At 58.0% G+C, this 13754-nt stretch carries 14 protein-coding genes; 6 read left to right on the top strand and 8 right to left on the bottom strand.

The features are described 5' to 3' along the window. Positions 1 to 82: 82 nt before the first annotated feature. Genes AFIC_RS13105 through AFIC_RS13080 form a run of 6 tightly spaced genes read left to right on the top strand, consistent with a single transcriptional unit; the run spans position 83 to position 6436 of the window. The gene (locus AFIC_RS13105; protein WP_275246669.1) at positions 83 to 844 is read left to right on the top strand and encodes a sialidase family protein; all 762 of its coding nucleotides are present in this window, start codon (positions 83 to 85) and stop codon (positions 842 to 844) included. Continuing rightward, positions 844 to 1830, top strand: coding sequence for a GNAT family N-acetyltransferase (locus AFIC_RS13100; protein ID WP_275246668.1), 987 nt, complete (start codon positions 844 to 846; stop codon positions 1828 to 1830). The genes AFIC_RS13105 and AFIC_RS13100 overlap by 1 nt, the downstream gene beginning before the upstream one ends. Continuing rightward, complete coding sequence (locus AFIC_RS13095; RefSeq protein ID WP_275246667.1) at positions 1823 to 2659, top strand: phytanoyl-CoA dioxygenase family protein; 837 nt, start codon at positions 1823 to 1825, stop codon at positions 2657 to 2659. Before AFIC_RS13100 ends, AFIC_RS13095 begins: the two co-directional genes overlap by 8 nt. Positions 2660 to 2674: 15 nt before the next feature. Next, complete coding sequence (locus tag AFIC_RS13090; protein ID WP_275246666.1) at positions 2675 to 4231, top strand: glycosyltransferase family protein; 1557 nt, start codon at positions 2675 to 2677, stop codon at positions 4229 to 4231. A gap of 4 nt (positions 4232 to 4235) precedes the next feature. After that, the gene (locus tag AFIC_RS13085) at positions 4236 to 5981 is read left to right on the top strand and encodes a glycosyltransferase (RefSeq protein ID WP_275246665.1); all 1746 of its coding nucleotides are present in this window, start codon (positions 4236 to 4238) and stop codon (positions 5979 to 5981) included. Between the two features lie 29 nt (positions 5982 to 6010). Then, on the top strand, positions 6011 to 6436 hold the full coding sequence (locus AFIC_RS13080) for a sugar 3,4-ketoisomerase (RefSeq protein ID WP_275246664.1): 426 nt from the start codon (positions 6011 to 6013) through the stop codon (positions 6434 to 6436). A gap of 214 nt (positions 6437 to 6650) precedes the next feature. Here the strand turns inward: AFIC_RS13080 and ccoS are convergent, their stop codons facing one another. The 8 genes from ccoS to ccoN form a co-directional block, all read right to left on the bottom strand. After that, on the bottom strand, positions 6651 to 6803 hold the full coding sequence (gene ccoS, locus AFIC_RS13075; RefSeq protein ID WP_009340005.1) for a cbb3-type cytochrome oxidase assembly protein CcoS: 153 nt from the start codon (positions 6801 to 6803) through the stop codon (positions 6651 to 6653). Then, positions 6803 to 9052, bottom strand: coding sequence for a heavy metal translocating P-type ATPase (locus tag AFIC_RS13070; RefSeq protein WP_275246663.1), 2250 nt, complete (start codon positions 9050 to 9052; stop codon positions 6803 to 6805). The genes ccoS and AFIC_RS13070 overlap by 1 nt, the downstream gene beginning before the upstream one ends. A gap of 85 nt (positions 9053 to 9137) precedes the next feature. Continuing rightward, positions 9138 to 9947: a DUF2189 domain-containing protein gene (locus tag AFIC_RS13065; protein ID WP_275246662.1), complete on the bottom strand. Its 810-nt coding sequence runs from the start codon at positions 9945 to 9947 to the stop codon at positions 9138 to 9140. Between the two features lie 11 nt (positions 9948 to 9958). After that, positions 9959 to 10207 carry a hypothetical protein gene (locus tag AFIC_RS13060; protein WP_275246661.1) on the bottom strand — a complete coding sequence of 83 codons (249 nt, stop codon included), beginning with the start codon at positions 10205 to 10207 and terminating at the stop codon, positions 9959 to 9961. Next, entirely contained in the window at positions 10204 to 11085 is an 882-nt protein-coding gene (gene ccoP / locus AFIC_RS13055; RefSeq protein ID WP_275246660.1) for a cytochrome-c oxidase, cbb3-type subunit III, read from the bottom strand. Before ccoP ends, AFIC_RS13060 begins: the two co-directional genes overlap by 4 nt. 6 nt (positions 11086 to 11091) lie before the next feature. After that, positions 11092 to 11280: a cbb3-type cytochrome c oxidase subunit 3 gene (locus tag AFIC_RS13050; protein WP_275246659.1), complete on the bottom strand. Its 189-nt coding sequence runs from the start codon at positions 11278 to 11280 to the stop codon at positions 11092 to 11094. Continuing rightward, complete coding sequence (gene ccoO, locus AFIC_RS13045) at positions 11277 to 12032, bottom strand: cytochrome-c oxidase, cbb3-type subunit II (protein WP_275246658.1); 756 nt, start codon at positions 12030 to 12032, stop codon at positions 11277 to 11279. The genes AFIC_RS13050 and ccoO overlap by 4 nt, the downstream gene beginning before the upstream one ends. 4 nt (positions 12033 to 12036) lie before the next feature. Beyond that, entirely contained in the window at positions 12037 to 13689 is a 1653-nt protein-coding gene (ccoN, locus tag AFIC_RS13040; protein WP_275246657.1) for a cytochrome-c oxidase, cbb3-type subunit I, read from the bottom strand. Positions 13690 to 13754: the final 65 nt, after the last annotated feature.

Genomic DNA, 13754 nt, shown 5'->3' with positions numbered 1-13754 from the left:
AACGCCTTTGATCCTGAATCGGGATGTAATTCGAGTCTATTTTTACTGTCGAGATGCCAGCAATGTCGGACGGATAGGTTTCGTGGATGTCTCCGCGTCCAATCCTCTCAAGGTCCTCTATTCCAGCCCTGATCCTGTTCTCGACATCGGAAAGCCCGGCACGTTTGACGATAACGGAGTTGTGCCTGTCTCCGTTGTTCGTCTGTCGGATCAATCGCTGCTCCTATATTATAATGGCTTTGAGCTTTGTCGCGGCATCCCGTACCGGATACTTACCGGGCTTGCGAGGAGCGACGATGGCGGAAAGACCTTCTCGAAAATCTCCAGATCTCCAATAATGGATCGAAGCGACAAGGAGCTGTATTTCCGTTGCGGCAATCATGTTCTCGTTGAGAACGGGATATTCAAAAGTTGGTATATTGCGGGCAGCGATTGGTGCGATCTGGATGGAAAGCGAGCGCCCGTTTATAATATGCATTATTCCGAGTCCGTGGATGGCATCGAATGGGCTGAGGCAGGGACGCCGAGCCTGACAATAGATCCAGCCAGGGAACATGGGTTCAGCCGGCCGTCTGTCATGAGAACCCAGTCTGGCGACTTCGAGATGTTCTATTCAATTCGGAGCTTATCTCGCGGATATATCTTCGGATACGCGACCTCTGATGACGGAATAGTTTGGAATCGCAGGGACGGCGAACTGCAATTTATCCGTTCGGCGTCGGAGAAGGATACTGACACCCAATGTTATCCGGCCATCGTTTCTGTCGGTGGACAGCGGTACATGTTCTATAACGGGGACAACTACGGAGAGCGTGGGCTTTCTATCGCGATCGAGGAAGCCTAATGGATTTAAGTGTCGATTTTTTCGATCCCCGGAACGAGGAGGAATGGGACGAGCTAGCCCTGCGATCGACGTCCGGAACGTTTTTGCATACCCGGCGTTTTTTGAACTACCATGGAGCACGATTCGTTGATGCGTCGATCTGCATCAGAAATGGTTCAAAACTGTTGGGTGTGTTTCCCGCTGCACAAGAGAAAACGATCTCTGGCACGGTAGTTAGCCATCCCGGAATCACCTATGGGGGGATTGTCCACGATGGTTCTCTTCGCGGAGAGTGGATGATCCGTGCGCTACAGCAATCGCTTTTGCTTTTCAGCCGGCGCGGCTTTGACAAGCTTCATTACAAAGTGGTTCCCCGAATATATCATCGCAGCCCAGCTGAAGATGATCTCTATGCGCTGTTTCGCCTCAAGGCCCGGTTGTTTCGCTGCGACTTATCTGTTGCGTTGAATTTGGCCAACCGGCAACCGATGGCCAGCCGCCGTAAGCGGAGTCTGAAAAAGGCGCAGTCTTTCGGAATTGAAATACATGACGCGCCATCTTGCGCGAAAGAGCTTTGGCCGGTTCTTGAGGAAAATCTAGAGCAAAAACACGGGGCGACTCCCGTTCATACGCTGAGCGAGATATCCCTGCTTCATGACTTGTTTCCCGAGTCCGTGCGTTTCCTTACCGCTCATTACGAGGGCCGAGTGGTTGCAGGACTCGTTCTCTTCATCACCCGGAATGCCACCCATTCCCAATATATCGCCTCAAGCGCTTTGGGCCAGCAATTGAACGCACTGGATCTGCTTTTCGATCGGGCTATCGAGGAAGCAATGGAACGGCAGCATAGCTACTTCAATTTCGGCATTTCTACTGAACGCGCAGGGCAAGTCCTAAACGAAGGCCTCTTTCAATTTAAAGCGGAGTTTGGCGGGGGCGGAGTAGTCCATGAGTTTTACGAGGTCGATACAATCAGCTCCGAGATGACGGGGGAGAGGCATGACTAACAACGGATCACAGTCTTACGGTGTAAGGCGGCAGCACCGGGCTTCTACGGAGATCGAGATCTATCTCGAAGAGCTTCGTCGAGAGGGATACGTTGTGCTTTCCGATGTGTTTTCTCCGGACATCATGAAAGAGGCTTCGGAGCTGATTGATGCGACCTACGCCTTGCAAGTGCAGGAAACTGGCGAAGACATTCTTGAAAAAGCGAATGACACCGACATAGTGAGGTGTCCGCTGGCATATGATCGGCGGTTCCTGGATCTGTCGATCAATGAAACCATCCAGTCGATTATTAAGGGTGTGCTGGGTGAAAATTATGTTCTTCTTCAGCAGAATGGCATCATAAACAGATCGAAGAAGACGAATTTCCAAACAAAATGGCATAGAGACCTTTCCTATCAGCACTGGATTTGCTCGCAGCCGCTTCTGCTGAATTTCCTGATTTGCATCGACAAATTTTTCGTCGAGGGAGGAGCGACATGGATTTTGCCAGGTTCTCATCTGCACGAAGAATTTCCATCGGATTCCTATTTAGCCAGGCATGCGAAGCCGCTTGAGGCGAGTGCGGGATCAGTTATAGTTCTTGATGGAATGACTTATCACCGAGGGGGCGTGAACACATCTCCGGGGTATATCAGAAGGGCGCTTAACAATGTTGTGGCGCTGCCTTTCATGGGTCAGCAGATTGACATGCCCCGCCTGCTCAACTCGCGCGGTCTCAAATACTCTGCGGAGCCATTCCTATATAATTATCTAGGCTACCGTTGGAATCCGGCGTCGGATGCTGCTAGCTGGCGTGAACACCATGCCGTTGGCCACGCTCCAAAATAATCTTCTTGGACGGAGGTGAATTTGGAACAAGAGCCAACGGTCTCGGGCTTTTGCCAGCGTGTTTTGTCCGTCGCGGAAGCGGGGGACCCTGCGTCAGCGCTGCAATCCATCGCGGCTTTTGTAATCCAGGTGATTTCTCAAGAGCGCTCCATCGCACGAGTATTCTCGTCCGCGAAGCTGGATCGATTATGCCTTGATATCGGCAACCTGTTCGCGCCGGTAAATGTTACGACGCCCCGGGCTGGCAAATGTGTGTTCCTGGCCACCGGGGTCTCTAAACGGGGCGGCCATTCACGAGTGATCAGCTCTTTGATGCAAGCCGATCCTGCGAGCGAACGGCACGTTCTGATCACCAACATCGAGCACGATATAACTGACGCCGACGTGCCTGACTTCCTTCAGGATGCAAGCGTTTCGATATGCCGGGAAGCCGACTTCGCGCAGAAGGTCGTTTGGTTGCGCAACCAGATCCGAATAATAGCTCCCGAGAGGATTTATGTTTTAATCCATCACTTTGATAGCGTGGCTATCGCGGCTCTTCAGCCAGGAATGGCCGATCAGATAATTTATATTCACAACTGCGATCATTCGCTTTCTCTGGGATCGCATGTTCCGCATTATCGCCATGTCGATCTCCACGCGAAAGGATATTACTATTGCCGGGAGAATTGTGGGGTCAAAAATAATCAGCATTGGCCCATGGTCACCGCACCGTCTTCGCTTCCTCTCCGAAAGGAGTTTCTCAATGCTGATGGGCTCGTTACTGCCACATCAGGAGGATTCGAGAAATTTGAATCGCCTCATTTGAATCGCAAGATTCCGTATTCCATTTCTTACGCGGAGGCTGTTCCGCGAATTATCGCGGCTACGGGAGGGCGTCATATTCACATCGGTGGCCTATCCCGCGGAATGTTGAGTGACATTCATCGCGGTCTGGAAGACGGTGGAATAGCGAAGGATCGCTTTATCAACGTATCCTACGTTCCGCGTATTCCTGAGGCCCTGATCGAGCGGAATGTGGATCTTTATTTAACATCATTCCCGCTGGGTGGCGGATTGGTTGCCATCGAAGTGATGAGCGCGGGAATTCCGATTCTTGCTCATTCGAATTATCGAAGCGCGTTCTTTTCATCTGCCGATCTTGTTTATCCGGGCGCCGGTGTCTGGCGCGACCTCGATGAATTAAGTGCGAGTCTGAAAAATTACACGCCCGATGATTTGAAGCGGCAATCTGTCGAGGCATTTGAATTTTACAAGGAAAACCATTTGCCCGAACTCTTGAAGGCGTGTGTGTTGGGTGTTATCGAAAATCGGGATAGTGATCCGCCGCGCCGGCCCGTCTATTACGCTGACCAGCTTCAGGCATTTCTAGACGAGGGAGAGGTGATCGTTGATGAAACCGAGGTCGGTGCGGAATACGCGGAGGCATTTACCAGGCTCCATTGGAGGATAGAGCGAACTTTCGGCAAGTGTTTATGTAGATTGGGATTGAATAAGGATGGAGAGTTTTTAAAAGCTCGCTCGAACGAACGACGAAGGATTTTGCGGCAGCGTAAAGCTACGGGGCAGTGAAATCGTGGAAGCCAGTATCGGCGAGTTTCGAAAAAAGATAGAAAAGGAAATCTCCGGGCACGAGCTGAACCTCGCTCTGTCGGAAATCTCGGCGTTTGTTTCTGATGTTATCAGCCATCAGACGAGTGTAGGGAGTGTATTATCAAGTCCGGACCTGGATGCGCTTTGCTCCGAGATAGGCAGGTTGGCCATCAGGGAAATTCCATTTAAGGAATTCTCAGGCCGTTCGGGATCGTCAGGTGCGGTTTATTTGGTCACGGAGCTTTCCAAAACCGGAGGGCTGACCCGCCTTTTGCTTGATATGATCGAGTGCGGAGAGGCTGGAAATCATACTATTCTCATATCGAATTTGAATGAGAATACGCTTGTTTCCGATATTGAGCCGCTGATCCAGTCTCAACATGTTTCGATTTGCGTCTGCCCGCCTTCAGATTATCTCGGGCGACTTCGCTGGCTTCAGACGCAGCTTATAAACTGCAATCCACGCAGAACCTACGTTCTCCCGCACCACTTCGATGCTCCGTTAATTGCAGCGTGCCAACCAGAAATAACGGGAGAGCTGTTCTATATTCATAATTGCAACCATGCTCTTGCACTCGGCGTTCATCTGGAAAACGCGCGGCATGTCGATCTTCACTCAAAAGGATTTTATTATTGTAGGGAATCTGAAGGAATTATTCGGAATGAATTGTGGCCATTACCGGCTAAGGACTTTGGGCATAGACCGCTAGATGGCTTTTTGAAGCATGGGGAAATACTGAGCTGTACGTCCGGCGGTTTTGAAAAGTTCGAGTCTTCGCATTATCTGGAGCAGATTCCATACGCATACAGATACGAAGACGTTCTTCCCAACATTCTTGCCAGTACGCGCGGTCGCCATCTTCACATCGGGCCGCTATCCGATTCCTTTTTGCAAAAGCTCTATACGCAATTTCGCCGATCGCAGATCGATCGCGAGAGATTTATTCATGTTCCTTTTGTCGCGAGCCTGTCCCGGGCGCTTCTCGAACGGGAGGTCGATCTTTACATCGGATCCTTCCCTCTGGGAGGCGGCAAGGCGACAGTAGAAGCGATGGCGGCTGGCATACCGGTCGCTGTGCATTCGAACTATCGATCAAATCTTCTCAGCGTTGAATCGGAAGTGCATCCGAAAGCATGCGTTTGGCGAAAGCCAGAAGAGTTGTATGAATTTTTGCGTGTGCAAGACAAGGCGACGCTCCAGGATTTGTCAAAACACTCCCGGGCGTATTATGCAGCCAATCACACGATCGAGCGGCTTCGTACGGCGATGCGAACTCCGGCGGAGGGGCTTCCCCCTCGTCCATTATTTCGTCCCGATGTATTGCAAAGTTATCTCGATGACAGGCAGGCTTTCTGGGAAGGCGGGCAGAAGGTTATCGTTTCAGATCAGGCTTCAAAACAGTTTCAACAGGAAAGGCAGTTCCTATTCGCAGACATCGATAGACTTAAGAGAGAGTCTCAGGAACATCTGGATCAGTATCAGGATGCGCTCCGAAGTAGTAAGATAGAGGAAGAGCGATGGCTTGGGGAACGACAGCAATTCCTCGACCGCTTAAGGGAATTAGACAGCCAGTGTGCCGCTCTTGAAGCGCAAGTCGATTTCCAGCGGGCGGCCGCACGACGGGCCCTGAGGCGAATCAGGGCTATTATCGTCGATGCAAGAAACTGCCGAAGCGGAGTGTTTTTGCGTAAATTCCGCAGCGCTTGGGCGTCGATCAATCGGCGCTGAAGCGTTTCTATAAGAATGGAGAACATGCAATGGCAAACTGGCACTTGATTGACCTGCCCCGAATTGTAGATCCGAGAGGAAATCTAACCTTTATCGAGGGAGGACATCATGTGCCGTTTCCAATCGCGCGGACCTACTATCTTTACGATGTGCCGGGAGGTGCTTCGCGGGGCGGGCATGCGCATAGGGTAACCGATGAACTGCTGATTGCTGTATCCGGCAGTTTCGATGTCAGTGTCAGCGATGGCACCACCAAGGATGTTATTTCCTTGCGCCGCTCATATTACGGCCTTCTTGTTCCTGCCCGCTCGTGGCGAGAGCTTGAGAATTTTTCGAGTGGGTCTGTTTGTTTGGTGCTCGCTTCGGAGAAGTTCGATGAGAAAGAGTACATTCGCGATTACAACGAATTTCTTGAAATTGTTGGAGGCTCAAACACCTCGGCCCCAGAGAAATAGTTCTCCGGATCAGGTCGGCCAACTTCGCGCTCGGGAAAAATCCTGAAGAAGGATGATGGTGCGGGTGCGGTGTAGTTGCGGCTGAGCGTTACTCTTCTTCGGTGCGATGTGCGCGGGCAGCCGGCAGGTGGGTGCATGGCCTGCATCGTTATCTCAATATTATAGAGGCTGGCAGCCGCGCGCCATTTTCCGCGAAAATCATGATTTGCCGCGCCTAGAGCGGCACGTCCTTGTCGTCGAGCAGGATGCGTTCCGCCGCGCCGTTGAGATCGTCATATTGTCCGTTGCCGAGCGCCCACATGAAGGCGCCGAGTCCGGCTAAGCCGAGCAGGAGCGCGACGGGAACGAGAAACAGAAAGTCGTCCATCACGCATGCTCCACGATATTCAGGGGAAGGGGCTTTGTCGTGGTTTCGGATGTATCCCGGCGGGGTCGGCCGCCAAGCCGCAGCGCGTTGGCGATGACGATGATCGAGGATGACGACATCGCAATCGCCGCGACCAACGGTGTCACGTATCCCATGATCGCGATTGGCACCGCGATCAGATTATAGCCGACGGCAAGCATCAGATTTTGCCGGACGAGCTTCGCGGCCTCGCGCGCGATGCCGATGGCCTGTGGCACGGCGTCCAGACTTTCGTGCAGGAACACAAGGTCGGCGGCGTTGCGTCCGATGTCGGCCGCGGTCGCGGGCGCCATCGAGGCATGAGCGGCGGCGAGTGCTGGCGCGTCGTTCAATCCGTCGCCGACCATCAGCACCTTGCGGCCTTCTGTCTCGATGTCACGGATGCGGGCGACCTTGCCGGCAGGCAGCATCCCGGCGGAATATCGAAGATCGAGTTCGCGCGCGATCCGGCCCACGGCGGCGTCATGGTCGCCGGACAGGATCTCGATCTCGAAGTTTTTCCTGAGGGCGGCGAGCGCATCGTGCGTGTTGCTCCGCAGGCGGTCCTGAAACTGGAAGCGCGCGAGCGGGGCGCCGTCTTTCGTGAGCACAAGCCCGGCGTCGCCCGTGGCGGAATTGGACAACGCCCAGTTGGCCCGGCCGAGGCGATAGAGATGCGGGCCGATCCGCGCTTCCAGCCCGCAGCCCGGATGCTCGGTGATGGCATCCGGCTCGATGGTTTGCGCGGGGGCGGCGCAGGCGGCTTCAATCGCGCGCGAATAAGGGTGACGGGAGTGGCCCGCGATGGCGGCGGCGATTTGCAATGCCCCGGCATCGATGGCGGTGGGATCGATGAGGCGCGGCATATCGGAGGTCAGCGTTCCGGTCTTGTCGAACACGATGGTGTCGATCTCCGCGAGCCGCTCCAGCGCGCCGCCGTCCTTGAGCAGGATTCCGTTCTCGAACAGGCGGCGGGCGGCCATCACCTGCACCATCGGCACCGCGAGGCCGAGCGCGCAGGGGCAGGTGATGATCAGCACCGCGATCGCAATGGTGACGGCGCGGTGAAGGTCGCCGGAGGCGATCATCCAGCCGACGAAGGTGAGGAACGCGGTCGCGTGCACGACCGGCGCGTAGAGTTGCGAGGCGCGGTCGGCGATCCGGCGATAGTGCGAGCGGCCCGTCTCAGCCGCCTCCATCAGCCGCACCATGTCGGCGAGCGTCGAATCCTTCGCGGCAGCCGTAGCGGTGAGCGTCAGCGGCCCGGTGAGGTTCAGCACGCCTGCCTGCAAGCGTGTCCCCGGAGCGGCGGCAAGCGGCGCGCTCTCGCCGCTCAGCAGCGCGCTGTCGATATCGGAATGGCCGGCGAGAACCTTCGCGTCGACGGGGACGCGTTCACCGGCCGCAAGCAGGATCGTCATGCCAACGGCAATCTCGTTGACCGGCATGTAGACGCGGCTGCCGTCATCTTGCTGCACCAGCGCGCCGCGCGAGGCAAGGTTGGCGAGACCCTTGACTGCCGTGCGGGCTTTTTCCCGCATCAGATGGTCGAGGGTGCGGCCGATCAGCAGGAAGAACAGGAGCGTGACCGACGCATCGAAGTAGGCATGCGAGCCATGGGTCGCGGTCTCATACACGCTCATGCCGAAGGCCAGCAGCACGCCGATCGAGATCGGCACGTCCATGTTGGTGCGGCCGTGACGCAGCGCGCGCCATGCCGAACGGAAAAACACGCGTCCGGAATAGGCGAGCGTGGGCAGCGCGATGGCGGCCGAGATCGCATGGAACAGGTCGCGCGTCGCACTGTCCGCGCCGGACCAGACCGACACAGATAAGAGCATGATGTTGCTCGCGGCGAAGCCCGCGACGGCGAGCGCGCGAATGAGTTCGCCGAAGGCGGTGTCCTTCACCTCCGCGCCCGCGTCGTAAACATGCGCGTCATAGCCTGCGCGGCGCAGCGTATCGATGAAGGGCGGCGGCGCGCCGTCGTGCCAGCGGATGGTCGCGCGCCTGGTCGAGAGATTGACGCGCGCGGTCTCGACGCCGGGCAGGGCGGCAAGCGCGGTTTCGATGTTGCGGATACAGGCGCCGCAGTGAATGGAAGGGACGGACAGATCTGTCTGGCGGATGCCGTCGCCGACAAGCCGGCTCGCCAGCAGGACTTCGCCGTCCTTGTTGATGTCGTTCGCGACGGTCAGCGCGATGCCTCCGGCGGAGGTGCAACACGTCATCGGCTTCTCCAACTCCCCTTCGCGTCGGATTTGCGGCGCGCGAAGGGCTTTGACGATCCGGCGGCAGCGCCGCCGGGCAATCGGGTCAGGCCGCCTCCGCGACGGCCGGGGCAGCTTTCATCGCCTCATAGGCATGCCAGGTGCCGTGCCCGAGCACCGGAAACACAATGATCAAACCGAGCAGGCCGCTGGCGAGGGACAAAAGGAACAGCCCCAGCACGATCGCGCCCCAGGCCAGCATCACCGGCAGGTTCTTGCCGACCAATGCGAAGCTCGTGCCCATCGCTGTCAGTGCATCGACGCGCTCCTCAAGCTGCATCGGAATCGAGAACGCGCTGATGGCGAAGGAGAAGGACGCAAACAATGCGCCCACCACGCTGCCGACGATCAGCATCGCCCATCCGACCGGCGTCGAGAACAGCATCGCGGCGACATGGTCGAGGCCCGGGAAGGGCAACAGCCCGAAGAACAGCGCATAGACGATGACGGCGGCGCGCATCCAGATCAGCATCAAGAGGCACAGCAGCACGCCGGTGAACAGAAGCTGGGCTCCCGCCGCCGGACGGACGAAGATCATCCGCATCAGGCTGACGGGTTCGCCGCGCGCGATCTGCCGGCTCTTGGCGTAAGTCCCGATCGCGAGCAGCGGACCGGTCACCATGAATCCCGCGAGCGCGGGAAACAGGATATAGTCCCTGCCGAACAGGAACAGGCCGTCGATGATCGCGAACGACAACAGGAAGATCAGGATGCCGTAGGCGATGCTCGGGCCCGGCACGGTGCGAAAATCCTTCCAGCCCTGCGCGAGCCACTTCAGCGCGGTCGCGGGCGGCAGATTGCGAGCCCAGCGGTTTTCGTGTGGCAGCGGCGGAACGACTACCGGAATGACGACCATATCAGCCCCCGTTATTTCGGCGTGCAGGACGATTGCGCGGCGCTGAAGCTACCTTGCGCGGCGTTATCGTTGCCAAGTCTCAGATGGGACACGCAATCCGGTTGCGATGTCACGGCGACATAAATGAAATGCCAGTTCGCGGCGGTGAAGACGAGAATGATCGCGGTTGCGATCGCCCACATCGTCAGGCGGCCGCGGCGGCCAAGAGAGCGTCCGGGTGATCGTCCGGGAGATTGCTCAAGGGATATGCCGGTGCTCATGGCTTCGAACTCCGCAGGTCGGTGATGTAAAGCGCGAGAATCTTGCGATCGACATCCGAGAGCCGGCCTTCCCATGTCGGCATGTGGCCCTGCCGTCCGCCCCAGACGGTATCGGTGATTGTTTGCGCGTCGCCGCCGTAAATCCAGAACGGATCGGTCAGGTCGGGCGCACCGGCCTCATGGCTGCCCTTGGCGTTCTCGCCGTGGCAGGCGACGCAATTCGCGGCGAAAACTTCCTTGCCGGCAGCGATCTTGTCGGCGGGAATGCTCTTGTCGCCGGGATGGGACAGGCTGCGGACGAACGCAACCACATTGTCGATGTCGGCGCGCTTCAGGATGCCGTCACGCCCGAAAGCGGGCATCTGCGAACTGCGGCTGTCCGGATGAGCGGAATTGATGCCGACTCGGATGGTCTGGGCGATCTCCTCGGGGCTTCCGCCCCACAGCCAGGATTGCGTGGTGAGGTTGGGATAGCCCTTGTTGCCCTGGGCCTCGCGGCCGTGACAGGCGGCGCAATTGTCGCCGAACAGCGCCCGGCCGGATTCGCGCACCACCTCCATCAGCCGCGGGTCCTTCTGGATCTCGGCAAAGCTCTCGCTCTCGATCTTCCTGGTCCAATGCGAGCGATCGAGCGCGGCCTGCTTCACCGACTGGACGACATCGGCGCGGACATCGTCGCCGAGCAGTCCCTTGGTGTAGGTGGTGCCGATCGGCCATGTCGGCATCAGCACCCAGTAGCCGAGAGCGAACAGCGCGGTCGCGATCAGAAAGAAATAGATCACGCGCGGCACCGGCGTATTCAGCTCGGTGATGCCGTTCCATTCATGGCCGGTGGAGAGATGCCCGGTATGAGGGTCGCGGATGAAATGGTCGCCCATGATCGTTTAACCCTTCTCCGAAGTCTTGGCGGGGCGGTCGTCGTCATCCTCGAGGATGGCGCGGCCGGCTTGCTCGAACGTCTTCTTGTTCGATGGCCAGTAAGCGTAGACGAGGACGGCCGCCGACAGCGCCAGCAGATAGAACAGTCCGTAGGATTTCGAGAACCAGACGAGGGAGCTGTGATCGAGGTTCATGGCTTGGCTCCGAGCTTGGCTCCCGCATCCGCGACGGGCTTCGCGTCCACGTCGGTCAGGCGGCCGAGAATTTGCAAATAGGCGACCAGCGCATCCATCTCGGTCAGCTGATTGGGTTTGCCGTCGAAAGCCCGGACGTTGGTGTCCTTGCCGTAGCGCTTGGTCACGCCCTCGGCGTCGTTCGAATCCGGCGAGGCCTGTCCATAGGCGTCGGCCGCGGCATTGGCGATCATGTCGTCGGTATAGGGAACGCCGACCGTGCGCTGAGCCTTCAAATGGGCGCTGAGATCGTCGGTCCGCAGTTCCGTGCGCGACAGCCAGGTATAGGCCGGCATCACGGATTCAGGCACCACGTCGCGCGGATTGTTGAGATGGGCGACCTGCCATTCGTCGGAATACTTGCCGCCGAGACGGGCCAAATCCGGGCCGGTGCGCTTCGATCCCCACAAATGCGGATGGTCATATTTGGATTCGACCGCCAGCGAATAGTGGCCGTAGCGCTCGACCTCATCGCGCAAGGTGCGGATCATCTGCGAATGGCAGGCGTAACAGCCTTCGCGGATGTAGATGTTGCGGCCCGCGAGTTCGAGCGGGGTATAAACGCGCATGTTCGGCGCGTCCTCCACTGTCTGGTGGATGGTGAACAACGGCGCGATCTCGACAAGGCCGCCGATCGAGGCGACACCGACGATCATCAGGACCAGGCCGACCGACTTGCGTTCGAGGCGATAGTGAAATCCAAAGATCGACATCGGCTTACTCCCCCGCCTGCAACGCAGGCGCGCCTGCGAGTTCGGGACGGTCAGTGGCTGGCTCGGCCGCGATATGCGGCACGGCCCGAATGGTCATCCAGATGTTGTAGCAGCCGATGATGGTGCCGAGCAGGAACAGCAGGCCGCCGATCGCACGGGCGATGTAGTAGGGATGCATCGCGACGAGCGAGTCGATGAAGGAATAGGCGAGCGTGCCGTTCTCGTTATAGGTCCGCCACATCAGGCCCTGGATGATGCCGGAATTCCACATCGCGAACACGTAGACGACGGTGCCGGCCAGCGCGAGCCAGAAGTGTGCTTCGACGAGACGCGCCGAATACATCGCCGGGCGTTTCCACAACCACGGCACGGACGCGTAAATCGCGCCGAAGGTGATCATCGCAACCCAGCCGAGCGCGCCCGCATGGACGTGGCCGATGGTCCAGTCGGTGTAATGCGACAGCGCGTTCACCGGGCGGATCGCCATGAACGAGCCTTCAAACGTGGTCAATCCGTAGAACACGGCGGCGACCATCATGAAGCGCAGCGTCGCGTCGTCACGCACCTTGTGCCATGCGCCGTTAAGCGTCATCAGCGCATTGCCCGCGGACACCCATGACGGGATCAGCAGCATCACCGAGAAGGTCATGCCGAGCGACTGCACCCACTGCGGCAGCGCGGTGTAGTGCAGATGATGCGAGCCCGCCCACATGTAGAAGAAGGTGATGCCCCAGAAGCTGATGATCGACATCCGGTAGGAGTAGATCGGGCGCTCCGCGCGCTTGGGCATGTAATAATACAGCATGCCGAGGAAGCCGGAGGTGAGGAAGAAGGCGACGGCGTTGTGACCGTACCACCACTGCGTCATGGCGTCCTGCACGCCTGAGAACAGCGAGTAGCTCTTGGTGCTCGCCCACGACACCGGTACCGCCAGGTTGTTGACGATGTGCAGCATCGCCACCACCAGGATGAAGGCGAGATAATACCAGTTGGCGACGTAGATGTGCGGTTCCTTGCGGCGCGCGAGCACGCGCATGTAGAGGAAGAAGTAGGCGACCCAAACCACGACGAGCCAGATGTCGGCGTACCATTCCGGCTCGGCGTATTCCCTCGATTGGGTGATGCCCATCAAATAGCCGGTGGCAGCGATGACGCAGAACAGGTTGTAGCCGAGCAGCACGAACCAGGGGCTGAGCTGGCCGGGAAGGCGCGTGCGGCAGGTGCGCTGCATCACGTAGAACGATGTGGCGATCAGCGCGTTGCCGCCGAAGCCGAAGATCACGCCGCTGGTATGCACGGGACGCAGGCGGCCGAAGCTCGCCCATCCGGCATCGAAGGTGAGATTGGGATTGACCAGAAGCCACGCCACCCAGTCGCCGACGAACATCGCGATCACGGCCCAGCCCATCGCCAGAATGATGCCGACCTTGCTCGGGTCGTCATAATAATGGTTCAGGCGATCCGGAGACGGTTCGGGCGAGTAGTATCCGGAGCCGACCCAGAAGATGCCGGCGAGAGCCGCGACCATCACCAGCGCGCCATGGACGCTGAACAGGTCGGCCCGGCCCGCCACGGTCATCACCGCGCCGACGACGAACATGATGAGCAGAATGACGAGGCCCGACTCGCGCTCGTCCTTGGTGAGTTGTTCGATCATTCGCATCTTATCTGCCCCGCATCGGCGAATGCCTGCTTGCAGCAGGCACAAAATTCAAAGGCCGC

The sequence above is a fragment of the [Pseudomonas] carboxydohydrogena genome (genome assembly GCF_029030725.1).
Classification (GTDB): Bacteria; Pseudomonadota; Alphaproteobacteria; order Rhizobiales; family Xanthobacteraceae; genus Afipia; species Afipia carboxydohydrogena.
This window is presented reverse-complemented; position numbering and strand designations above follow the sequence as displayed.